The sequence below is a fragment of the Streptomyces sp. GESEQ-35 genome (assembly GCF_017948485.1).
In the GTDB taxonomy this organism is placed as follows: Bacteria; Actinomycetota; Actinomycetes; order Streptomycetales; family Streptomycetaceae; genus Streptomyces.
Genome location: NZ_JAFFSX010000022.1, coordinates 108,187 through 129,678 on the forward strand (window position 1 = coordinate 108,187; position 21,492 = coordinate 129,678).

A 21,492-nucleotide genomic window follows, 5' to 3' on the forward strand; every position below is an offset into this window, starting at 1 on the left:
TCGGGAAGACCGGAGACGGAGGGGGAGGGGGACAAGGGGCCGAGGCGGCGGTGACTCGGCCCCTTGGGCGGCGGGCGGGCGTCAGCCCTTAATCGCGCCCTGCATGATGCCGCCCACGATCTGCTTGCCGAACAGCAGGAAGGCGATCAGCAGCGGCAGCGTGCCCAGCAGCGCGCCCGCCATGATCACCGCCTGGTCCGGGACATAGCCGGTACCGAGGGAGTTCAGCGCGACCTGCACGGTCGGGTTCTCCTGGTTCAGGGCGATGATCGGCCACAGGAAGTCGTTCCAGGCGAACACGAACGTCAGCAGGCCCAGCACGGCCATCGCGGGCCGCGCCGCCGGGAAGACCACGTGCCACACGACCCGCAGACTGCTCGCCCCGTCCACCCGCGCCGCCTCGATCAGCTCCGTCGGCAGCGCCTGCACCAGGTACTGCCGCATGAAGAACGTGCCGAACGCGGTGCACAGGGTGGGCAGGATGACGGTCTGGAGCTGGTTCGACCAGCCCAGGTCGGCCATCCACAGATACAGCGGTACGACGGCCAGCTGCGGCGGGATCATCATCGTGCCGATGGTCAGCAGGAGCAGCACACCGGAGAACCTGAACCGCAGCTTGGCGAAGGCGAACCCGGCGAGTGTGGAGAACAGCACCGTGGAGACGGTGATCGTGCCCGCGACGAACGTCGTGTTGAACATCGCCGTGCCGAGACCCCCCTCCTCCCACGCCGTCTCCATGTTCTTGAACAGGTTCCCGCCGAACCACAGCGGCGGCGGAGTCTCCGCGAGCCGCCGGTCGGTGCGAGAGGCGGCGATCGCCGTCCACACCAGCGGCGCCAGCGACACCAGGGCGAAGACGGTCAGGACGACGTAGGTCACCGGGCCGGCGTGCCGCTGCTTGCCCGCGCCCATGATCCTCAGGCGCCGTGGTGCATCCCTCTTCACCGGCGCCTGAGGTCGCGTCAGTTCACTTGTGGTCATTGGGACTTCCTCAGACGTCGGGTGAACACCAGGTTGATCACGGCGACGATCACCAGGATCAGGAACATCGACCACGCGATCGCCGACGCCTTGCCGAGGTTGCCGATGATCCAGCCCTGGTCGTACATGTACAGACCGAGCGTCTGGTACTGGTGGTCGGAGCCGCCCTTGGAGCCGCTGACCCCGCCGAACAGCAGGGGCTCACCGAAGAGCTGGGTCGCGCCGATCGTGGAGACGACCACCGTGAACAGGATCGTCGGCCGCAGCTGCGGGATCGTCACATGGATGAACTGCTGCCAGCGGTTCGCGCCGTCTATCGACGCCGACTCGTACAGGTCGGACGGGATCGCCTGCATCGCCGCGAGGTAGATCAGCGTGTTGTAGCCGGTCCACCGCCAGATCACGATCGACGACACGGCGAACTGCGAACCCCAGTCCGACTCACGCCAGTTGACCGGATCGATGCCGATGCCGCCGAGCGCCCAGTTGATCGCGCCGCCGTCCCAGGAGTACAGCAGCACGAACACCAGCGTCGCCGCCGCCACCGAGGTGGCGTACGGGGTGAGCATCACGACCCGCCACATCGTCGAACCGCGCAGCCGGTAGTTGAGCAGGTGCGCCAGGCCGATCGCCATCATCAGCTGCGGCACGGTCGAGATGACACCGATGGTGAACGTGTTCCACAGGGCGTTCCAGAAGAAGTCCGAGGACAGCAGGTTCTGGTAGTTGTCCAGGCCCGCCCACGTCTGGCCGTCCAGGTTCGACAGCTGCACGTTGTGCAGCGAATACCAGGCCGTGTAGAGCAGCGGGATGAGGGAGAAAGCCCCGAAGACGATGAAGAAGGGGGCGATGAACGCGTACGGCGACGCCTTCATGTCCCAGCGGTACAGCCGGCTCCGCCAGGAACCCGGGCCCGGGGGCGGCGTACCGCGACCGTGAGCGCCCCGGGCCGCGCCCGGCTCATCGCCGGACGCGGCCTCGGCGCTCGACGCAGGATGCGCGAGAGCCTCTTTGGAGCTGGTCACTGGCCGAGCACGTCCTTGATCTCCTTGCCGGCTGCGTCCCAGCCCTCGTCGGCCGACTTGCCCTTCTGCTCGACCTGGAGGATGCCGACGTCGGTCAGCGCGGTGTTGATCGCCTGGTCCTTGATGCCGAAGTACTGGCTCGGGATGGTCTCGGCCGAGGCCGAGAAGATCTCCGTGATCGGCGCGTTCGAGAAGTACGCCGTGGTGGCGGCCGCAGGCTTCAGGCTGTCGTACGCCGACGGGGTCGACGGGAAGCTGGCCTGCTTGGCGAAGACCTTCGCCTGCTGCTCGGGCGCGGTCAGCCACTTCGCCAGCTCGACGGCCTCCTTCTGGTTCTTGCTCGCCGTCGGCACGCCGAGGAAGGAGCCGCCCCAGTTGGACGCGGTCGGGGCCGCCGCCACGTCCCACTTGCCCTTGCCGGAGTCACCGGACTTCTCCAGGATGTAGCCGATCATCCAGGCCGGGCAGGCCACCGTGGCGAAGGTGCCGTTCGCGTAGCCCTGGTCCCACGGCTTGTCGAACTGCTTCAGCTTCGCCGACATGTCGCTGGTCGCCACCTCCATGGCGACGTTCCAGGCCTTCTTGACGCTCGCCGACTTGTCCCAGGTGACGGTGCCGTCCGTTTGGTAGTACCGCTCGGGCTCGCCGCCGAGGGCCGCGTTGTAGACCGAGGAGGCCGAGTCCACGAACTTGGTGCCGCTGGGCGCCTTCTCCATGTACTGCTTGCCCAGGTCGACGTACTTGCCCCAGTCGCCCTTCCACTGCTCGGCGAGCTTGGTGCGGTCGGTCTCCAGGCCGGCCTTCTCGAACAGGTCCTTGCGGTAGCAGATCGCCATCGGGCCGACATCGGTGCCGAGTCCGATCTGCTTGCCGTCCTTGGTGGTGGCCTGGGCGTTCTTCCAGTCCAGCCACTGGGACTTGTCGACCTCCTTGCCGAGATCGACGAACTTGTCGGCCTGGGTCTCCACCGCCTCGGTGACGTTCATGATCTCGATCGCCTGGATGTCGTCGGCACCGGATCCGGCCTGTAGCCGGGTGAGGACCTTGGGCCAGTACACGTCGGTCCGGGTGGTGACGTTCTCCTTGATGCTGATGTCGGGGTGGAGCTTCATGTACTCGTCGTAGAGGCCGGCCTGCTTGTAGCCGAAGGTGCCGAACGTACCGACGGTCAGGGTGGTCTTGCCGTCGGCGTTGCCGCCGCCCTCGTTCGATCCGGAGCCGTCCGAGTCCTCGGCGCATCCGGCCAGCAGGCCCGTAGTCAGCGCGGCGGCGACCGCGAGGGCCGACAGCCTGCGGGACCGGCGGGTACTCGTGCGCATTGCGTCCTCCTGTTGCCTGACGTGCCGACCCCCCGGCCAACTGCACTGTTGGGCCCGTTGGTTCTCGCTGCGGCTCGGGCGGGGAACGTGCGGGATGTTTATGTGTCAGGTACTGTGGGAGCGCTCCCACATGTGATGTGTTGAAGAGTCGTCGGTCCGGGCGGGGGTGTCAAGGGAGCGGGCGCGGAGAGATGCGTTCAGTTATCGGGCTGTTAACTGGACCTCGGGGCAGGATCCGGCCGGTCGGGGCGACGGCTCGGAAGGTCACCATCTCAGCCGGGACTGTTAGATTCCAGGCCGGCGCGTTGACGGTGGAAGGGCGGAGCCACATGGCAATCCATGGAGCGCGGGGCCGGAGTGGCGGTCGGCCCACCCTTGAAGAGGTCGCCGCCCGCGCCGGGGTCGGCCGTGGCACGGTCTCCCGGGTGATCAACGGCTCGCCCCGGGTCAGCGACGCCACCCGCGCGGCCGTCGAGGCGGCGGTCGCGGAACTCGGCTACGTCCCGAACACCGCCGCCCGCGCCCTCGCCGCCAACCGCACCGACGCGATCGCCCTGGTCGTCCCCGAGCCGGAGACCCGCTTCTTCGCGGAGCCGTACTTCTCGGACATGCTGAAGGGCGTGGGCGCCGAACTCTCCGACACGGAGATGCAGTTGCTGCTGATCTTCGCCGGCAGCGACCGGGAGCGCGCCCGCCTGGCCCAGTACCTCGCCGCACACCGCGTCGACGGCGTCCTGCTGGTCTCGGTCCACGCGGACGACCCGCTCCCCGACCTCCTCGTCCAGCTCGAGATACCCGCGGTGATCAGTGGCCCGCGCTCGGCCGCCGAGAGGCTCACCTCGGTCGACTCCGACAACTATGGCGGCGCCCGCTCGGCCGTGGAGCACCTCCTCGCCCGCGGCCGCCGCACGATCGCCCACATCACCGGCCGCCAGGACGTCTACGGCGCCCAGCGCCGCGTCGACGGCTACCGCGACGCCCTGCGCGACGCGGGCCAGGAGGTCGACGAACTCCTCATCGAACCCGGCGACTTCACCGAAGAGGGCGGCCACCGCGCGATGGCCAAGCTGATCGGGCGCTGCCCCGGCCTGGACGCGGTCTTCGCCGGCTCCGACGTGATGGCGGCGGGCGCCCGCCAGGTCCTCCGCGAGGCCGGCCGCCGCATCCCCGACGACGTCGCCCTCGTCGGCTACGACGACTCCGCCATCGCCCGCCACATGGACCCACCCCTCACCAGCGTCCGCCAGCCCATCGAGGAGATGGGCCGCCGCATGATCGACCTCCTCCTCACAGAGATAGCCGACCGCCGCCCACCGGCATCCCGGGGACTGGAGCGACGGCAGGTGGTACTGGCGACAGAACTGGTGCCGCGCGCGTCGTCGTAGGCAGGCCCGGTTCCGTGCCGTCAGCTGCCTAGCTTCAGTCGCCAGCGGGTTTCGCCGTCGTGGGTCTCGTCCGTCGGGGACAGACCGGCCGCGGTGGCGACGGATGCCGACGCGGTGTGGTCAGGGTGGATGTGGGCGATGACCGTCTGCAGGGAGTGGAGGCGCAGGTGGGCGACGAGGGCACGGGCCGCTTCGGAGGCGTAGCCGTGGCCCTGCCAGGGGGTGCCGATCACCCACGCGATCTCGGCGGTGGTGTGGGCGGTCACCGTGGCTTGGACGGTGCCTATGAGGTGGGAGTCGGCGCGGTGGCGTAGCACCCAGTTGCACCAGGAGACGGCCGGATCGGGGGAGCCGGCGACCAGGCGTTCGTAGCGGGTGCGGAGGGCCTCGGGGGTGCTCGGGGTGTCGCCGATATAGGTGTGCAGGGCCGGGTCGGAGAGTACGGCGGTCATCTCGGCGGCGTGTTCGACGCGCAGGGGGAGGAGGTCGAGGCGGGCGGTGGCGATGGACTCAGCGTGCATCAGGACCCCCGGATAAAGAATCAGCCGGTGGCTTCGATCTCTCGAAGCCACCGGCTGATCACTCAGGGTGAGTGACGGGACTCGAACCCGCGGCATCCTGGACCACAACCAGGTGCTCTACCAGCTGAGCTACACCCACCATGACCGGTTCGACGAGTGTTTCCCCGACCGGCCGAGAAAAAGTGTACAGGGTCCGAAGGGGTGCTCGCGCCTGGCTTTCGCGGCACCCCGATCAAGGCTGCTGACCTGCCTACTGAGCAGGCAGAACGTGCTTCGCGGCGATCGCTTTCGCGGTGTCCGAGTCGGGGCCAGGCTGGGGGACGAAGACGGCCTCGCGGTAGTAGCGCAGTTCCGCGATGGACTCCCGGATGTCGGCGAGGGCGCGGTGATTGCCGTTCTTCTCGGGGCTGTTGAAGTACGCCCGTGGGTACCAGCGCCGGGCCAGCTCCTTGATCGACGACACATCGACGATGCGGTAGTGCAGGTACTCCTCGACCTTCGGCATGTCGCGCAGCAGGAAGCCGCGGTCGGTGCCGACGGAGTTGCCGCACAGGGGCGCCTTGCCGGGCTCCTTGACGTGTTCCCGGACGTAGGCGAGCACCTGCTCCTCGGCGTCCGCCAGTGTCGTACCGGCCGGGAGTTCGTCGAGCAGCCCGGACGCGGTGTGCATCTGACGCACCACTTCCGGCATCGTCTCGAGCGCGGAGTCCGGCGGACGGATGACGATGTCCACGCCCTCACCGAGTACGTTCAGCTCGGAGTCGGTGACGAGGGCGGCCACCTCGATGAGCGCGTCGTCGGACAGCGAGAGGCCGGTCATCTCGCAGTCGATCCACACCATGCGATCGTTCATGCGACCACCCTAAAGCCGACGTCCGCTTATGGGTGCCCCGCGGTGCTGCCGGGATCACGCCGGTCGCGACGGTGAGGGGCGCGGACATCCCCGCCCCTCACCATCGGCTCACGATCCGCTGCGCTGCCCCGGAACGCTCGCGCGGCTTCCCGCGTACGCCTCGCGGCCGTGCTCGCCGGAGCCTGTCGCCGCCAGGGACGACGACGGTCCGACCGCGCTCGCCGCCGGTGAACGGCGGGTCTGTAGCGGGACCGGGCCCGGGCCGTCCGGATGCAGGGCCGGCGCCGGGCTCGGGGGGCCCGGTGAGCCGGTCGGCATCGGCGCTCCGTCGGTGTCAGCCGTCCTCTCGCCCTGCGGCCTGCGGGCCCGGTAGGCGGCCCGGTAGGCGGCGGGCGACGAGCCGAGCTGGCGGCGGAAGTGCCCGCGCAGCGCCACCGGTGAACGGAAGCCGCAGCGGCCCGCGACCTCGTCCACCGAGTAGTCCGACGTCTCCAGAAGGCGTTGCGCCTGGAGTACCCGCTGCGTGATCAGCCATTGCAGCGGGGCGCTTCCCGTGAGCGAGCGGAAGCGGCGGTCGAACGTACGACGGCTCATGTACGCGCGCGCGGCGAGCGTCTCCACGTCGAACTGCTCGTGGAGATGCTCCAGCGCCCAGGCGACGACCTCGGCGAGCGGGTCGGCGCCGATCTCCTCTGGTAAAGATCGATCGAGGTAGCGCTCCTGACCGCCGCTGCGGCGCGGCGGGACCACCAGGCGCCGGGCGAGCGCGCCGGCCGCCTCGTTGCCGTGGTCCGTCCGCACGATGTGCAGGCACAGATCGATTCCGGCCGCTGTGCCTGCGGAGGTCAGTACGTCGCCGTCGTCCACGAAGAGTTCCCGTGGATCGACGTGCACCGACGGGTAGCGCTTGGCCAGCGTCGGCGCGTACATCCAGTGTGTTGTCGCGGGGCGGCCGTCCAGCAGGCCCGCCGCCGCGAGGACGAAGGCGCCGGTGCACAGCCCGACTATGCGGGCCCCCTCTTCGTGTGCCCGGCGCAGTGCGTCGAGCGCTTCCTCCGGTGGCGGGGAAGTGATCGAGCGCCAGGCCGGCACGACGACCGTGCCTGCCCGCGAGATCGCTTCCAGGCCATGTGGCGCGGTGAGTTCCAGCCCCCCTGTGGTCCGCAGCGGGCCGTCCTCGCCGCCGCACACAAGCAGGCGGTAGCGCGGCACGCCGGCGTCCTGGCGGTCGATTCCGAACACCGACAGCGGTATGGAACTCTCGAAGATGGGGCCGCCGCTGAACAGCAGCACCGCGACGATCTCCTTGCGGCGTCGCCCGGAAAGTTTCCGGGCCGCGGCTTCCGGCGCGGCAGTGGAGTCGTGGCTCATACTGCTAAGCCCCCCTCGGTGGTCGCGGCTCCTCGGTTGTGTCGCTCCTGCACGTTTCCCCTCGGTCCTGCACGAGTCCCCCGCCGTAAGACAGTCAAGATCGAATCTACTGCGTCCCGCGGTGCCGAGGTGACCAGTTCACCACCCGGCACATTGTCGACTTGGCAACTTGGCGTGAAGCATTCGATCACGAAGCGTTGCACTCGTGGGCCGTGCAGGGAAGTGCGCCTCGTCGCAGTGGCCAATCCCTGTAGGGTGCGCAAGCCCTCTTGGGCCCTTTCGGTGCAGGTGGAACAGGGCGTGGGGGGTGTTCAGGGCAAGGGATGCGCGGTGGCCAGAAGTTGGCTGAAAAGAAGCGGGTCCGTGCGCGGAAACCGGTCAGTCGACCGGTGTGTTTCCCCCAGCATGCCGTCCGCCCCTGTGGGCCCCGGTGCCGCTCCTGTGATGACGGCCACGGTGCGGGGCCGGTTCGTCGGCGAGCAGCCGGGCCGCGCCGCGCTCGGAGTGGCGCAGCAGAACCCGGCAGACGCCGGTGACGGCCGCCAGGCCGAGCGCCGTGCCGGTGGCGCCGGCGAGGGAGGTGCCGTAGACGAGGAGCACGACGGGGACGAGGACGCAGCTGAAGGCCGCCCAGCGGACCACGTCGGTGGCGGTGTCCTGGGAGTGGGGCGTCTCGGGGGTGGGGCGTGGGCCGGACATGTGCGTGCTCCCGGGGTTGGTCGGTCGCCGGGTTCAACGCCTGTTCGAGGCGTCGGTCACTCTAGGGGGCGCCCGGGCCGGACGGGGGCCGGGTAAGTGAATGCTGTGCAAACCGCCTGTACAGCGCAGCAACCATTGCGTTACGGGCGTGCCCTCGTGCATGCTCCCTGGAACCCCCGCAGCGGTTGTGCGGGATCTGGGCTAAGGAGGCGTGCCGCCGTACCCTTGGGGGTATGGGGTTGGGAAGATGATTCCCGGACACAGCTCCGCCGCACACTGTCGTCCCTCCCAAAAGGATCGCAACGCCGAGACAGCCATGGCCGGTCACGAATTCTTCGAACCAGCGGACCGCAAGCGGCCGGTCGCCGACCACACGGCGTCCGAGCCCCTGGCGGCGGAAGAGTCACGTCATTCCTGCGACCCCGCTTTCAAGCACGGCGTAGTCGTCGGCTTCGACGGGTCCACGTCCAGTGAGCGCGCCCTGGCGTACGCCATCGGGATGGCCCATCGCTCCGGGTCGGGCCTGATCATCGTCCATGTGGCCAACCGGCTGCCCACCACGGTGTGGGCCGGCTGCGAGCCACCCGTCTTCGTGGACGTCCCGGACCATCGCACCGAGGTGCTGGGTCTTGAGCTCGCCTGTGCGGACTATCTCGCCGAAGTGCCTTGGATCCTCGTCGAGCGCGGCGGCGACATCTGCCACGAACTCGAAGAGGTCGGGCGGGAGTACGAGGCGGACGCGATCGTCGTCGGGTCCACGCAGGGCATCGTCGGACGGATTTTCGGATCCGTCGCCGGGCGGCTGGCCAAGCGTGCGAAGCGGCCCGTCGTTGTTATTCCGTAACTCGCCGTTGTCCCAGGTGAGATGTGGAGTTGGCGTAGTCGATCCCCTTTGTGGCAGTGCGTAAATCTACTGACGCGTAGAGGTGTTTGTGCCCTTGTGAAGGGCATATATCGGTCACCGCGCAACTGCACATGCATGAAGGGAGCCCGCCGTGGACAATGACGTCTCTGCGGGAAGCACCACCACGATCGTCGGCCGACTCGCTCTTGGGATCACCCTCCTGGCCTTCGGGCTCGGGTACACCGACGTGATCGACGGTGTGACGGCGGCCGACGCCGTATCAGTGGCCCAATACGTGGGCGGCGTAGCCTTGTTCGTCGCCGGCCTGATGGCTTTCCGTGACCGTGACACCGTCTCGGGTACGGCCTTCTCGGCGCTCGGTGCGCTCTGGTTCACCTGGGCCGTCTCTGCCGACGCCCAAGTCTCCGCCAACGCTGCCGGGTTGTTCCTGTTGCTCTTCGCCCTCGTGGCGCTGTCCCTCACCTTCGCGGGTGGCGACCAGCTGGGTCAGGGTATGTACGGGCTGTTCTTCGTCGCCCTGGTGCTCATGGCTATCGCCAACTTCGCCGACAACGACGGTCTCACCAAGGTCGGTGGCTGGTTCGCCGTCGCGGCGGGGGCGGTGGCTTGGTATGCCGCGACTGCTGCGCTGGCTCACTGGCCGACTGTTCTTCCTCGGCGTGCTGCCGGTCGGGGCGTGACGGCCCACGGCTAGCTGCGCAGGCTGGGGGTTTGGGCGGCCCCCGGCGAATGGACGGACCCCCTGTGTTTGGTGGCAACACGTGGGGGTCCGTTCTGTTGTCTGACCTCTGCGGGTGCGTGGGGGCTTGTCGCGCAGTTCCCCGCGCCCCTAAAAGATAAAAGCCTCTACTCCACCGTTACTGACTTGGCCAGGTTCCTCGGCTTGTCGATGTCCCGCCCGAGCGCCAATGCCGTGTGGTAGGCGAGGAGTTGGAGGGGGATGCCCATGAGGATGGGGTCCAACTCGTCCTCGTTCTTCGGGACTACGAGTGTCTGGTCGGCCTTCTCCTGGTGCTGGTGGGCGACCGCGAGGATTTTGCCGCTGCGGGCCTTGATCTCCTCCATGGCGGCGCGGTTCTTCTCCAGGAGGTCGTCGTCGGGGACGATGGCGACCGTGGGCAGGGCGGGCTCGATGAGGGCGAGCGGGCCGTGCTTCAACTCCGAGGCGGGGTAGGCCTCGGCGTGGATGTAGGAGACCTCCTTGAGCTTCAGGGAGGCCTCGCGGGCGACCGGGTAGCCGCGGACGCGGCCGATGAAGAGCATCGAGCGGGCGTCGGCGTAACTCTGGGCCAGCTTCTCGATCTCGCCCTCCTGCTCCATGATCTCGGCGATCTGGGCGGGGAGCTTGCGCAGGCCCTCGATGATGCGCTTGCCGTCGCGGACCGAGAGGTCCCGGGTGCGGCCGAGGTGCAGGGCCAGCAGGGCGAAGGCCACCGTCGTGTTGGTGAAGCACTTCGTCGAGACCACGCAGACCTCGGGGCCCGCGTGGACGTAGACGCCGCCGTCGGCCTCGCGGGCGATCGCCGAGCCGACGACGTTCACCACGCCCAGCACCCTCGCGCCCTTGCGCTTCAGCTCCTGGACGGCGGCCAGGACGTCGTACGTCTCACCGGACTGGGACACGGCGATGTAGAGCGTGTCGGGGTCGACGACCGCGTTGCGGTAGCGGAACTCGGAGGCGGGCTCGGCGTCCGCGGGGATGCGGGCCAGCTCCTCGATCATCTGGGCGCCGATCATGCCCGCGTGGTACGAGGTGCCGCAGCCGAGGATCTTCACGCGGCGGATCTTGCGGGCCTCACGGGCGTCCAGGTTCAGGCCGCCGAGGTGCACGGTGGAGAAGCGGTCGTCGATGCGGCCGCGCAGCACGCGGTCCACGGCGTCGGCCTGCTCGTGGATCTCCTTGTGCATGTAGGTGTCGTGGCCGCCCATGTCGTAGGACGCCGCTTCCCATTCGACGGTGGTGGGCTCCGCCGTGGTGCGGGTGCCCTCCGTCGTGTACGTGCGGAAGTCGTCGGCCTTGAGGGTGGCCATCTCGCCGTCGTCCAGCGTCACTATCTGGCGCGTGTGGGTGACCAGCGCGGCGATGTCCGAGGCGACGAACATCTCCTTCTCGCCGATGCCGAGGACGACCGGGGAGCCGTTGCGGGCGACGACGATGCGGTCGGGGAAGTCGGCGTGCAGGACCGCGATGCCGTACGTGCCCTCGATGAGGCGCAGCGTCTCGCGGACCTTGTCCTCCAGCTTCTCCGCCTGCGAGCGGGAGATGAGGTGGACGAGGACCTCGGTGTCGGTCTCGGAGAGGAACTCGACGCCGTCGGCCTCCAGCTTGCGGCGCAGGTCGGAGGCGTTGTCGATGATGCCGTTGTGGACGACGGCGACCTTGCCCTCGGCGTCGAGGTGCGGGTGGGCGTTCACGTCGGAGGGGGCGCCGTGGGTGGCCCAGCGGGTGTGGGCGATGCCGGTGGTGCCCTTGAAACGGGCCGGCACCTTGGCCTCCAGGTCGCGGACCCGGCCCTTGGCCTTGACCATCTTCAGACCGGACGACTTGGGGGTGGTCACGACGATGCCGGCCGAGTCGTAGCCGCGGTACTCCAGGCGCTGGAGGCCCTCCAGGAGCAGGGGAGCCACGTCACGCCTGCCGATGTATCCGACAATTCCGCACATGTAGAGGTATTCCTAGCCGTAGACGATGCGGCGCAGCTGCCGGAGTGTGAGTTCCGGGGGTGCGACCGCTCTGTATTTGAGGTCCGCCTCGATCCGTTCGAAGATCTCCGAGTTCACCAGGCCCTGGGCCTGTAGCTCACGGTGGCGGCGACGGACGTAGTCCTCGGTCGTCTCGTCGAAGTAGGCGAGCACGTCCTGTATCACGCGCAGCGCCTCGCCCCGGCTGAGGGGCGAGGACCGCGTCAAGTGATCAACAAGTTCATCGTGCACCCGGTAGATCCTGGGGTACCGACGACTGTTTCGCAAGAATCCTGCCCGATATCGGGCAACTGCCTGTTGAAACTCTTTGGGAGAACGTTGAATCCGTCATGAGCACCTGTTCGCACGCTGTCCATCCTGCGGAACTCGGCTCGTTGCCCGGGGGGACGAGTTTCAGACGCCATGGACATTCCTCGCATGGGCGTACCCGAGCAGCTTGCCGAGCGCATGAGCATGGCCGAGCAGCACGAATATCTGCGCGCCAAGTTCTCGCGGCGCACGATGATCAGAGGCGGCGCCGTCACGCTCGGTGCCGTCGCCGGTGGCGCGTTCGTACCGGGCGCCACCGCCCAAGCCGCGGTTCCGACGCAGCGGACGAGCACCGAGACCGTCGACGGCGCGCTGGTCGCCCCGTTCGGCCGTCACCTCTCCTACGGCAACGACGCGGCCACCGAGATGACCGTCTCCTGGCAGGTCCCGGTCGCCGTCAAGAAGCCCTTCGTCCGCATCGGTGCTCACCCCTGGGACCTCTCCCGCAAGATCGACGCCGAGGTGCGCACGCTGTACACCCCGGCCGGGGTCGGCGCCAGCGCCGATCACACCCAGTACTACGTGCACGCCAAGCTGACCCACCTGCGCCCGGGGCAGACGTACTACTACGGCGTCGGCCACCAGGGCTTCGACCCGGCCGAGTCGCACCTGGTCGGCACCCTGGGCACCTTCACCACCGCGCCCGACTGCAAGAAGCCGTTCACCTTCACGGCCTTCGGTGACCAGGGCGTCAGCTACCACGGCCTCGCCAACGACAGCCTGATCCTCGGCCAGGGCCCGGTCTTCCACCTGCACGCCGGCGACATCGCCTACGCCGACCCGGCCGGCGCGGGCCAGACCGCCGACACCGGCTTCGACTCGCGGGTGTGGGACCAGTTCCTCGCCCAGACCGAATCGGTCGCCAAGTCCGTGCCGTGGATGGTGAGTTACGGCAACCACGACATGGAGGCCTGGTACTCGCCCAACGGCTACGGCGGCGAGGAGGCCCGCTTCTCGCTCCCCGACAACGGGCCGGACAAGAAGAACCTGCCGGGCGTGTACTCCTTCGTCTACGGCAACACCGCGATCATCTCGCTGGACCCGAACGACGTCTCCTTCGAGATCCCGGCCAACCTCGGCATCTCCGGCGGCACGCAGACGACGTGGTTCGAGGCCCAGCTGAAGAAGTACCGGGCCGCGCACGACATCGACTTCATCATCGTGTTCTTCCACCACTGCGCCTACTGCACCTCCACCGCGCACGCCTCGGAGGGGGGCGTGCGCCAGGAGTGGGTGCCGCTGTTCGAGAAGTACACGGTGGACCTGGTCATCAACGGCCACAACCACCAGTACGAGCGCACCGACGTCCTCAAGGGCAACAAGGTCGTCAAGAAGCTGCCGATCGGCGAGACCGCGTACTCCGAGACCGAGGGCGTCGTGTACGTCACGGCGGGCGCGGCGGGCCGCAGCCTGTACGCGTTCAGCGCGCCGGACTCCTACGAGGGGCACCTGAACGAGGTCGACTCCGTGGCCTCCTTCATCAACACCAAGGACGGCAAGGTCAACGAGACCGTCACCTGGTCCCGGGTGCGCTACCTCAACTACTCGTTCCTGCGCGTGGACGTCGAGCCCGCGCCGCGCGGCCACTACGCCAGGCTGAAGGTGTCGGGCATCGCCGAGACCGGTGACCGCATCGACCACTTCACGGTGGCGCGCAAGGCGAAGTAGACCCTCACATCCGTTTGAGGATCGCCTGCTTGGCCAGGGTGAACTCCTCGTCCGTCAGCACGCCGGAGCGGTGCAGTTCGCCCAGTTCGCGCAGTCGTCGTAGCAGCGCGTCGTGGTCGTCCTCACCGCCCGGCGGCGCCGGGGTCACGGCTTCCAGCTGTCGTACGTCCGTGGCGGCGGCCGCGGCGGGATGCGGGAGCCGGGCCTGTACGGCGGCGGCGACCAGAGCCATCAGCGGGTCCTTCTTGAAGCCCCACAGTTCGACGGAGTTGGGGTCGTACTTGGGCGGCGCCTTGGTGGGGGCGTTCTTCACGGTGAAACGGAGGTAGCCGTTCTCCAGGCCGGCCGACGGGTGCCATTCCACGGCGGTCAGGTCGGACATGGTGAGCGTGCGGGTGCCGGCGGCGGCCTTGGCGTCCTCGGTCTTCCAGTTCCACTCCAGGCGGATGCGCTCGCCGTCGAAGCTCGCGGTGCCGTCGCCCGCGGAGACCGACAGCGGAACGGCCGGACCCGGCAACAGGTACTCGGACACCGGGTCGGACGGCACCTCGTCCAGAAGCAGGGCGTTGCGGACCTCGTCCGTGAAGTACTCGGCGACGCCGTAGCGGTCGGACTCGACGGTCAGCTGATAGGGGTCGTGGGGTTCGGCGAGCCGGCCGCCGGTGGCGTGCAGCAGCGGGTCGGCGCCGTCCCGCAGCCGGAGCCGCAGCCGCCCGGACTTCCTGCCCTGCTCGAAGGAGATGCCCGCCAACGCCCCCAGGGGGACGACGAGTTCACCCAGGGTCTTGCGGAGCAGACTGACGTTCTTGTCCCGTCCGGGGGTCAGCCGCAGGGCGTCGCCGTCGAAGGTCCAGGTGCCGTCCTTCTGGATGATTTCCGCCATGAGAGGGATTGTTTCATCGCTTCTGCGAGAGAGTGGTCTCTACCAATCCTGAAGGGAGCGCATGTGAGACGGCGCCACAGAACGACTCCCCGTATGTCCCGGCTCCTCGGTTCGCTGCTGCTGGTTGCGGCGGCCGGAGCCTTCACGGTCGGCGCGGCACCGGCCCCGCAGGCCCCCGCGACGCCCCTCGACCGGGTGATTCCGGCCCCCGCCTCGGTCGACGCGGGCGGATCGCCGTACCGCATCACCGACTCCACCCGCATCCGCGTCGACGGCTCGCGGGAGACCCGCCGGGTCGGCGAGTATCTGGCGGATATCCTGCGGCCGTCGACCGGATATCATCTGCCGGTCACGACCGATGGCTCCGGATCCATCCAACTCCGGCTCGGCAAGGGCTCCTTCGGCGCCGAGGGCTACCGCCTCGACAGTGGAAGCAAGGGCGTCACCCTCACGGCCGCCAAGCCCGCAGGACTCTTCCACGGTGTCCAGACCCTGCGCCAGCTCCTCCCGGCCGCCGTCGAGAAGGACTCCCGGCAGCCCGGGCCATGGCTGATCGCGGGCGGCACGATCAAGGACACCCCGCGCTACGGCTGGCGCGGCGCCATGCTCGACGTCTCCCGGCACTTCTTCACCGTCGACCAGGTCAAGCGCTATATCGACCAGTTGGCGTTGTACAAGGTCAACAAGCTGCATCTGCATCTCAGCGACGACCAGGGCTGGCGCATCGCCATCGACTCCTGGCCGAGGCTTGCGACCTACGGCGGCTCGACGCAGGTGGGCGGCGGCGCCGGCGGCTACTACACGAAGGCCGACTACAAGGAGATCGTCCGGTACGCGGGCTCCCGCTATCTGGAGGTCGTCCCCGAGATAGACATGCCGGGCCACACGAATGCCGCGTTGGCCTCCTACGCCGACCTGAACTGCGACGGCGTGGCGCCCCCGCTCTACACCGGCACGGAGGTCGGCTTCAGCTCGCTGTGCGTGGACAAGGAGATCACGTACGACTTCGTGGACGACGTGGTGCGTGAGCTGGCCGCGCTCACCCCGGGCCGCTATCTCCACATCGGCGGCGACGAGGCGCACTCCACCAGCCATGCGGACTATGTGAAGTTCATGGACCGGGTGCAGCCGATCGTCGCCAAGTACGGGAAGACGGTGGTGGGTTGGCACCAGCTGACCGGGGCGACGCCGGCGAAGGGGGCGCTCGCGCAGTACTGGGGGCTGGATGACACCAGTGCCGCGGAGAAAGAGCAGGTCGCGGAAGCGGCTCGGAATGGCACGGGACTGATCCTTTCTCCTGCCGACCGGCTCTACCTCGACATGAAGTACGACGCGAACACTCCGCTGGGGCTGTCCTGGGCGGGGTACGTCGAGGTGCAGCGGTCGTACGACTGGGATCCGGGTGCCTACCTGGCCGGGGCGCCCGCTTCGGCGATCCGGGGTGTCGAGGCGCCGCTGTGGAGCGAGACGCTCACGAAGTCCGCGGACATCGAGTACATGGCGTTTCCGCGGTTGCCGGGGGTGGCGGAGTTGGGGTGGTCGCCTGCCTCTACCCATGGCTGGGACGGGTACAAGGTGCGGCTTGCTGCGCAGGGGCCGCGGTGGGATGCGTTGGGGATCGGGTATTACCCGTCGCCGCAGGTTCCCTGGGGTTCTGGGTCGTGATTCGGCTGCGGGTCGGTGGGGGCTGGTCGCGCAGTTCCCCGCGCCCCTAAAGAAGGGCGTGGCCGTCAAGGGCGTCCAGAAGTGACGACGGGCCCCCGGAGGACCGTACTCCGGGGGCCCGTCTGTCTGTGAAGGGCCGCTACAGCCCTGCTATGGGGTTCTTGAGGGTGCCGATCAGTTGCAGTGCGCCCGCCGGGTCGGCCAGGTCCACCATCTGCTTGTTGTTGCGCAGTTGGAGGCGGTTGAGGCAGGACAGGGCGAAATCGGGGGCGAACATGTCGTACTGCTTGAACTTGTCGGCGAGTTCGGGGACCGAGTGCTGGTAGTCGCGGGTGACCTCGGCGACCGTCCGCCAGAAGTCGTCCTCCTCGATGATCCCCTCGGCGGCGAGGTTCGCGGCGAGGAAGCGGAAGAAGCAGTCGAAGACGTCGGTGAAGATGGAGAGGAGCTTCTTCTCCTCCGGGACCTCCACGCGCAGCCGCTCGACCGTCGGCGGCAGCACCGCGTCCGGGTCCATGACGGCGATCTCCTCGGCGATGTCCTTGTAGATCGCGCGCTCGACCACGCCGTCCTTGAGGACGAGGATCACGTTCTCGCCGTGCGGCATGTAGACCAGGTCGTAGGCGTAGAAGCTGTGCAGGAGCGGGGTGAAGTAGGCCTTGAGGTAGCGGCGCAGCCACTCCTTGGGGGCCAGTCCCGACTGCTCGATCAGCGCGCCCGCGAAGGAGGCGCCCTCGTGGTCCACATGGACGAGGGACGCCATGGTGGCGAGCGACTCGCCGTCCTGGAGCGATGACACCGGGCTCTCGCGCCACAGCGCGGCGAGCATTTTGCGGTATGGCGAGTAGCGGTCCGTCGCCTTCTCGTACTCCAGGTGCCGGTAGCCGACGGCCGCCCGCTCGCGGATGATCGACAGGCCGGTCGACTTCAGCACCGGGTCGTTGTCGATGAGCTGGGCGAGCCAGTCGTTGATCGCGGGCGTGGCCTCCATGTAGGCGGCCGAGAGCCCGCGCATGAAGCCCATGTTGAGGACCGAGAGGGCGGTTTTGACGTAGTGCTTCTCGGGGGCGGACTTGTTGAAGAAGGTCCGGATGGACTGCTGGGCCAGGTACTCGTCGTCGCCCTCGCCCAGGCAGACCAGGAGCCCGCGGGCGACCTCGGCGGCGAAGGTGACGGCGAGCTTGTTCCACCACTGCCAGGGGTGGACGGGGATGAGGAGGTAGTCGTCCGGGGCCAGGCCCTTCGCCGTCAGGGTCTCGTTGAAGCGCTCGACGGTCTCCGCGCCCAACTCCTCGCGTACGAACGACTCGTACTCGATCCCGACCCCCGCCGTGAACGCCGCCCGTGAGCGGTGCGCGGCCAGCCACACCAGCCGGACGGGGCTCGCGGTCTCGGGGGCGTACGACAGGTACTCGTGGATGCCGAAGCCGAGTCGTCCGTTGTTGGCCACGAAGCAGGGGTGGCCCTCGGTCATACCGGTCTCGATGTCCTGGAAGCCGCTGTTCGCCAGCTCGGCGGAGGCTGTCCTCGGCTTGGTGAGCTTGTAGCAGGTGCCGGAGAGGGTGGAGGAGATCTCCTCCAGGTAGACCGGCAGGACCTCGTCGCTCAGGCCCAGGGACTTCTTCAGCTCGATGAAGAAGTCCAGGGCGGCGAGGGGGAGTTCGGCGCCGTCGCGGTGACGGGTGACGGAGTCGGCGTCCACCTGCCAGTGGTCGAGGGCGCGGCGGGTGGCGGTGAAGCGGTAGCGGGTCAGGCCGTCGTCGCTGCGTACGACGTACTGGTCACCGTCCTTCTCGGGGGTGAGCAGCCGCTCGTGCGCGAACTCGGCGAGGGCCTTGCGGATCAGCAGGCGGTTGGCCGTCTCCCAGTGTTCGGGGGAGAGGTGGGCCGTGGCGTCGGCGAGGGTCATGCGGACACCGCCTTCTCGAACTGCTCGCGGGTGCAGAAACTCAGCAACGCTTCTTTCTCCGGCTTCTGTATCTCTCGCTCGGGCACGAACCCGACGGCTGCGTTCAGGGCGTGGACGGCCTTGTTGGTCACGTCCGGCTCGACGACGACGCGGGCGGTGCGCGGGTCCTCGAAGAGATGGGCCATCACGGCGGTGATGACAGCCTTGGTGAAGCCGTGCACGGGCGCGTCGGTCGCCGGCGTGAGGAAGTGCATGCCGACGTCGCCGGGCTGCGGCTCGTACAGGCCGACCAGTTCGCGGTGGGCCGGGTCGTAGTGCTCCATGAGGAACGCGGGCTCGCCGTCGAGCAGCCCGAGCAGGGCGTGGTGGTGCTCGTCGGCCGCGACCTCCATGTAGGCGCGTTCGACGTCCTCCAGCCTGGCGTCCTGCATCATCCAGAAGGCCGCCTTGGGGTGCGTGACCCAGGTGTGCAGCAGCTCGGCGTCCTTCAGGGGGTCGAGCGGACGGAAGGTGAAGGTGCCGAGGTCGGTCGCGGTGCTCATACGGTGAACTCCTGGAACGCGATGGTCTTCTCGACCGGGTAGTACTCGCTGCCGAGCAGCTCACCGATGATGTAGCTGTTGCGGTACGCGCCCATGCCCAGGTCCGGGGACGTGATGCTGTGGGTGTGCACGCCGGCGTTCTGGAGGAAGACGCCGCGGCCCGTGGTGTCGATCGAGTAGTTGCGGGCGACGTCGAAGTTGCCCTGCGAGTCGTAGACCAGACGGTCGCGCACGGGCTTCAGGAACTCCGGCTCGGCGTACTTGTAGCCGGTGGCCAGCACCAGGCCCTGGGACTCGATCTCGTAGTCCTTACCCTGCTCCTCCTGCCGGAAGGAGAGGGTGTACGTGCCGTTCTCGTAACGCGCGTCGCCCAGCGAGGAGTTGGTGAGCAGACGCGTGGGCACCGGGCCGCCGAGGTTCTTCTGGTACAGCAGGTCGAAGATCTCGTTGATCAGGTCACCGTCGATGCCCTTGAACAGGCCCTTCTGCTCGGCCGTGAGCCGGTAGCGGGTGGCCTCGGGCAGCTCGCGGAAGTAGTCGATGTACTCCGGGGAGGTCATCTCCAGCGTGAGCTTGGTGTATTCGAGCGGGAAGAAGCGCGGGGAGCGGGTCACCCAGTTCAGCCGGTAGCCGTGGACGTCGATCTCGCTGAGGAGGTCGTAGTAGATCTCGGCGGCTGACTGGCCGGAGCCGACGAGCGTGATCGACTCCTTCTTCTGAAGCTCCGCCTTGTTCTGCATGTAGCGGGAGTTGTGGAAGAAGTCGCCGCCCAGGCCGCGCACGGCCTCCGGGAAGTACGGCGACGTGCCGGTGCCGAGGACCAGGTGGCGGGCGCGGAAGATCTCGTTCTTCGTGGTGCGTACGACGTACAGGCCGTCCCCTTCGTCGTACGTCACGTCCGCCACCGTCGTGCTGAAGCGGACGCTGCTGAGTTTGTTCGCGGCCCAGCGGCAGTAGTCGTCGTACTCGACGCGCAGGGGATAGAAGTTCTCGCGGATGTAGAACGAGTACAACCGCCCCTGTTCTTTGAGGTAGTTGAGGAAGGAGTACGGCGACGTCGGGTCGGCGAGGGTGACCAGGTCCGACATGAACGGGGTCTGGAGGTGGGCGCCGTCCAGGAACATGCCCGCGTGCCACTCGAAGTCGGGCTTCGACTCCAGGAAGACCCCGTCGAGTTCGTCGATGGGCTCGGTCAGACAGGCCAGGCCGAGGTTGAAGGGGCCGAGGCCTATCCCGACGAAGTCGAGGAGCTTTTCAGCGGCTTCGATCTTTTCAGGGGCTTCAGGAAGCGCGGACAACGGTCTCTCCCAGGTACTGCTCGGCGTGGCCGGCGATCAGATCGAGGACGGCGGCGATGTCGGCCGTCGTGGTCTCGGGGTTGAGCAGGGTGAACTTCAGGTAGTGGCGGCCGCCGACCTTGGTGCCCGCGACCACCGCGTCACCGGAGGCGAACACGGCCTTGCGGGCGTACAGGTTGGCCCGGTCGATCTCGGCGGGGTCGGTGACGGCGGCCGGGATGTAGCGGAAGACGAGGGTGGAGAGCGAGGGCTGAACGACCACGTCGAAGCGCGGGTCGGCGGCGAGCAGCTGCCAGCCCTCGGCGGCCAGGTCGCAGACCTCGTCGAAGAGCTCGCCGATGCCGTCGGCGCCCATGACGCGCAGCGTCATCCACAGCTTGAGCGCGTCGAAGCGGCGGGTGGTCTGGAGCGACTTGTCGACCTGGTTGGGTATGCGCTCCTGCACCATGCGGCGCGGGTTGAGGTACTCCGCGTGATAGGTGGCGTGGCGGAGCGTCGCGGCGTCCCGGACCAGCACGGCCGACGAACTCACCGGCTGGAAGAAGGACTTGTGGTAGTCGACGGTGACGGAGTCGGCGCGCTCGATGCCGTCGATGCGGTGGCGGTACTTGAGCGAGGCGAGGAGCCCGCAGCCGTAGGCGGCGTCGACGTGCATCCAGGTGTTGTACTGCTCGCACAGCTCGGCGATCTCGGGCAGCGGATCGATGGAGCCGAAGTCGGTGGTGCCGCTCGTGGCGACGACCGCCATGGGCACCAGGCCGTCCTTCTTGCAGCGCTCCAGCTCGTGGGCGAGGGCGACCGTCTGCATGCGCTTGTCGTGGTCGACGGGGACGGAGACCACGGAGTCCGGGCTCAGACCGAGGAGTTTGGCCGACTTCTTCACGCTGAAGTGGCTCACCTCGGAGGCGAAGATGCGCAGTTTGGCGAAGGAGTCGGACTTCGCCTCCTCACGGGCCAGCAGCAGCGCCTGGAGGTTGGACTGCGTACCGCCCGAGGTGAACACGCCGTCGGCGGCCGGTCCGAGGCCTATTCGGGCGGTCGTCCAGTCGATGAGCTTGCGCTCGATGAGGGTGCCGCCGGCCGACTGGTCCCAGGTGTCCAGGGAGGAGTTGACGGCGGAGAGGATCGCCTCGCCGAGCACGGCCGGGATGACGACCGGGCAGTTGAGGTGGGCGAGGTAGCGGGGGTGGTGGAAGTAGATCGCGTCCCGGAGGTAGACGTCCTCCAGTTCGTCGAGGGCCGCGGCGGTGTCGAGCAGCGGCCGGTCGAGGTCGATCGCGTCGACACGGGGGGCGAGCGCGTCGACGGTGACGCCGGTGAACGGACGGTCGGTGGTGGCGAGTTTGGCCGCCACCCGCTCGATTCCTTCGGTCACGGAGCTGCGGTACCGCTCCGCGGTCGTGTCATTGAGCAGGTGCGAGCGCATGAGGGGGTCCTCCGGTGGGACGATCCGTGCGGGACGGGCGAAGCGGAGTATGGGCTTCAACTTAGGTTAG

At 68.2% G+C, this 21,492-nt stretch carries 19 protein-coding genes and 1 tRNA gene; 5 read left to right on the forward strand and 15 right to left on the reverse strand.

From position 1 onward, the window contains the following. Nucleotides 1-81: 81 nt before the first annotated feature. Genes KCH87_RS33885 through KCH87_RS33895 form a run of 3 tightly spaced genes read right to left on the reverse strand, consistent with a single transcriptional unit; the run spans nucleotide 82 to nucleotide 3,325 of the window. Entirely contained in the window at nucleotides 82-981 is a 900-nt protein-coding gene (locus tag KCH87_RS33885; RefSeq protein WP_210591192.1) for a carbohydrate ABC transporter permease, read from the reverse strand. Next, entirely contained in the window at nucleotides 978-2,006 is a 1,029-nt protein-coding gene (locus tag KCH87_RS33890; protein ID WP_210591194.1) for a carbohydrate ABC transporter permease, read from the reverse strand. The genes KCH87_RS33885 and KCH87_RS33890 overlap by 4 nt, the downstream gene beginning before the upstream one ends. After that, the gene (locus KCH87_RS33895; RefSeq protein WP_210591196.1) at nucleotides 2,003-3,325 is read right to left on the reverse strand and encodes an ABC transporter substrate-binding protein; all 1,323 of its coding nucleotides are present in this window, start codon (nucleotides 3,323-3,325) and stop codon (nucleotides 2,003-2,005) included. Before KCH87_RS33895 ends, KCH87_RS33890 begins: the two co-directional genes overlap by 4 nt. Nucleotides 3,326-3,654: 329 nt before the next feature. Here KCH87_RS33895 and KCH87_RS33900 point away from each other — a divergent pair, with 329 nt between their 5' ends. After that, the gene (locus KCH87_RS33900; protein ID WP_210591198.1) at nucleotides 3,655-4,710 is read left to right on the forward strand and encodes a LacI family DNA-binding transcriptional regulator; all 1,056 of its coding nucleotides are present in this window, start codon (nucleotides 3,655-3,657) and stop codon (nucleotides 4,708-4,710) included. 20 nt (nucleotides 4,711-4,730) lie between these two features. Here the strand turns inward: KCH87_RS33900 and KCH87_RS33905 are convergent, their stop codons facing one another. The 5 genes from KCH87_RS33905 to KCH87_RS33925 all read right to left on the reverse strand — a co-directional run bounded on the left by KCH87_RS33905 (nucleotide 4,731) and on the right by KCH87_RS33925 (nucleotide 8,154). Beyond that, nucleotides 4,731-5,231: a GNAT family N-acetyltransferase gene (locus tag KCH87_RS33905; RefSeq protein WP_210591200.1), complete on the reverse strand. Its 501-nt coding sequence runs from the start codon at nucleotides 5,229-5,231 to the stop codon at nucleotides 4,731-4,733. 66 nt (nucleotides 5,232-5,297) lie between these two features. Beyond that, nucleotides 5,298-5,370, reverse strand: a tRNA-His gene (locus KCH87_RS33910). 111 nt (nucleotides 5,371-5,481) lie between these two features. After that, a complete protein-coding gene (gene orn / locus KCH87_RS33915) occupies nucleotides 5,482-6,084 on the reverse strand; it encodes an oligoribonuclease (RefSeq protein WP_210591218.1) in 603 nt (200 codons plus the stop codon). A 108-nt stretch (nucleotides 6,085-6,192) separates the two neighbouring features. Further along, nucleotides 6,193-7,455, reverse strand: a complete 1,263-nt coding sequence (locus KCH87_RS33920; protein ID WP_210591221.1) for a helix-turn-helix domain-containing protein — start codon at nucleotides 7,453-7,455, stop codon at nucleotides 6,193-6,195. A 378-nt stretch (nucleotides 7,456-7,833) separates the two neighbouring features. Continuing rightward, the gene (locus KCH87_RS33925; RefSeq protein WP_210591223.1) at nucleotides 7,834-8,154 is read right to left on the reverse strand and encodes a hypothetical protein; all 321 of its coding nucleotides are present in this window, start codon (nucleotides 8,152-8,154) and stop codon (nucleotides 7,834-7,836) included. A gap of 316 nt (nucleotides 8,155-8,470) precedes the next feature. On the opposite strand from KCH87_RS33925, the gene KCH87_RS33930 reads away from it, so the two are divergent. Then, nucleotides 8,471-8,998, forward strand: a complete 528-nt coding sequence (locus KCH87_RS33930) for a universal stress protein (RefSeq protein WP_210591226.1) — start codon at nucleotides 8,471-8,473, stop codon at nucleotides 8,996-8,998. A gap of 151 nt (nucleotides 8,999-9,149) precedes the next feature. Beyond that, nucleotides 9,150-9,713 (forward strand): GPR1/FUN34/YaaH family transporter, encoded by a 564-nt coding sequence (locus tag KCH87_RS33935; protein WP_210591229.1) that lies wholly within the window; start codon nucleotides 9,150-9,152, stop codon nucleotides 9,711-9,713. A 152-nt stretch (nucleotides 9,714-9,865) separates the two neighbouring features. Here the strand turns inward: KCH87_RS33935 and glmS are convergent, their stop codons facing one another. Both glmS and KCH87_RS33945 read right to left on the reverse strand, forming a co-directional pair. Next, nucleotides 9,866-11,683 (reverse strand): glutamine--fructose-6-phosphate transaminase (isomerizing), encoded by a 1,818-nt coding sequence (glmS, locus tag KCH87_RS33940; protein WP_210591232.1) that lies wholly within the window; start codon nucleotides 11,681-11,683, stop codon nucleotides 9,866-9,868. A gap of 12 nt (nucleotides 11,684-11,695) precedes the next feature. After that, nucleotides 11,696-11,953, reverse strand: coding sequence for a hypothetical protein (locus KCH87_RS33945; RefSeq protein ID WP_210591234.1), 258 nt, complete (start codon nucleotides 11,951-11,953; stop codon nucleotides 11,696-11,698). Nucleotides 11,954-12,139: 186 nt separating this feature from the next. On the opposite strand from KCH87_RS33945, the gene KCH87_RS33950 reads away from it, so the two are divergent. Continuing rightward, entirely contained in the window at nucleotides 12,140-13,699 is a 1,560-nt protein-coding gene (locus KCH87_RS33950; RefSeq protein ID WP_210591237.1) for a metallophosphoesterase family protein, read from the forward strand. Between the two features lie 4 nt (nucleotides 13,700-13,703). Here the strand turns inward: KCH87_RS33950 and KCH87_RS33955 are convergent, their stop codons facing one another. Then, entirely contained in the window at nucleotides 13,704-14,582 is an 879-nt protein-coding gene (locus tag KCH87_RS33955; protein WP_210591239.1) for a DUF4429 domain-containing protein, read from the reverse strand. A 93-nt stretch (nucleotides 14,583-14,675) separates the two neighbouring features. Between KCH87_RS33955 and KCH87_RS33960 the strand changes: the two genes are divergently transcribed. After that, nucleotides 14,676-16,247: a beta-N-acetylhexosaminidase gene (locus tag KCH87_RS33960; protein WP_210591241.1), complete on the forward strand. Its 1,572-nt coding sequence runs from the start codon at nucleotides 14,676-14,678 to the stop codon at nucleotides 16,245-16,247. A 139-nt stretch (nucleotides 16,248-16,386) separates the two neighbouring features. On the opposite strand, the gene KCH87_RS33965 is transcribed toward KCH87_RS33960, so the two are convergent. Genes KCH87_RS33965 through desA form a run of 4 tightly spaced genes read right to left on the reverse strand, consistent with a single transcriptional unit; the run spans nucleotide 16,387 to nucleotide 21,422 of the window. Continuing rightward, entirely contained in the window at nucleotides 16,387-18,156 is a 1,770-nt protein-coding gene (locus tag KCH87_RS33965) for an IucA/IucC family siderophore biosynthesis protein (protein ID WP_210591243.1), read from the reverse strand. Then, nucleotides 18,153-18,698 (reverse strand): GNAT family N-acetyltransferase, encoded by a 546-nt coding sequence (locus KCH87_RS33970; RefSeq protein WP_210591245.1) that lies wholly within the window; start codon nucleotides 18,696-18,698, stop codon nucleotides 18,153-18,155. The genes KCH87_RS33965 and KCH87_RS33970 overlap by 4 nt, the downstream gene beginning before the upstream one ends. Then, nucleotides 18,695-19,996 (reverse strand): lysine N(6)-hydroxylase/L-ornithine N(5)-oxygenase family protein, encoded by a 1,302-nt coding sequence (locus KCH87_RS33975; RefSeq protein WP_210591247.1) that lies wholly within the window; start codon nucleotides 19,994-19,996, stop codon nucleotides 18,695-18,697. The genes KCH87_RS33970 and KCH87_RS33975 overlap by 4 nt, the downstream gene beginning before the upstream one ends. After that, the gene (desA, locus tag KCH87_RS33980) at nucleotides 19,980-21,422 is read right to left on the reverse strand and encodes a lysine decarboxylase DesA (RefSeq protein ID WP_210591405.1); all 1,443 of its coding nucleotides are present in this window, start codon (nucleotides 21,420-21,422) and stop codon (nucleotides 19,980-19,982) included. The genes KCH87_RS33975 and desA overlap by 17 nt, the downstream gene beginning before the upstream one ends. Between the last annotated feature and the right edge of the window lie 70 nt (nucleotides 21,423-21,492).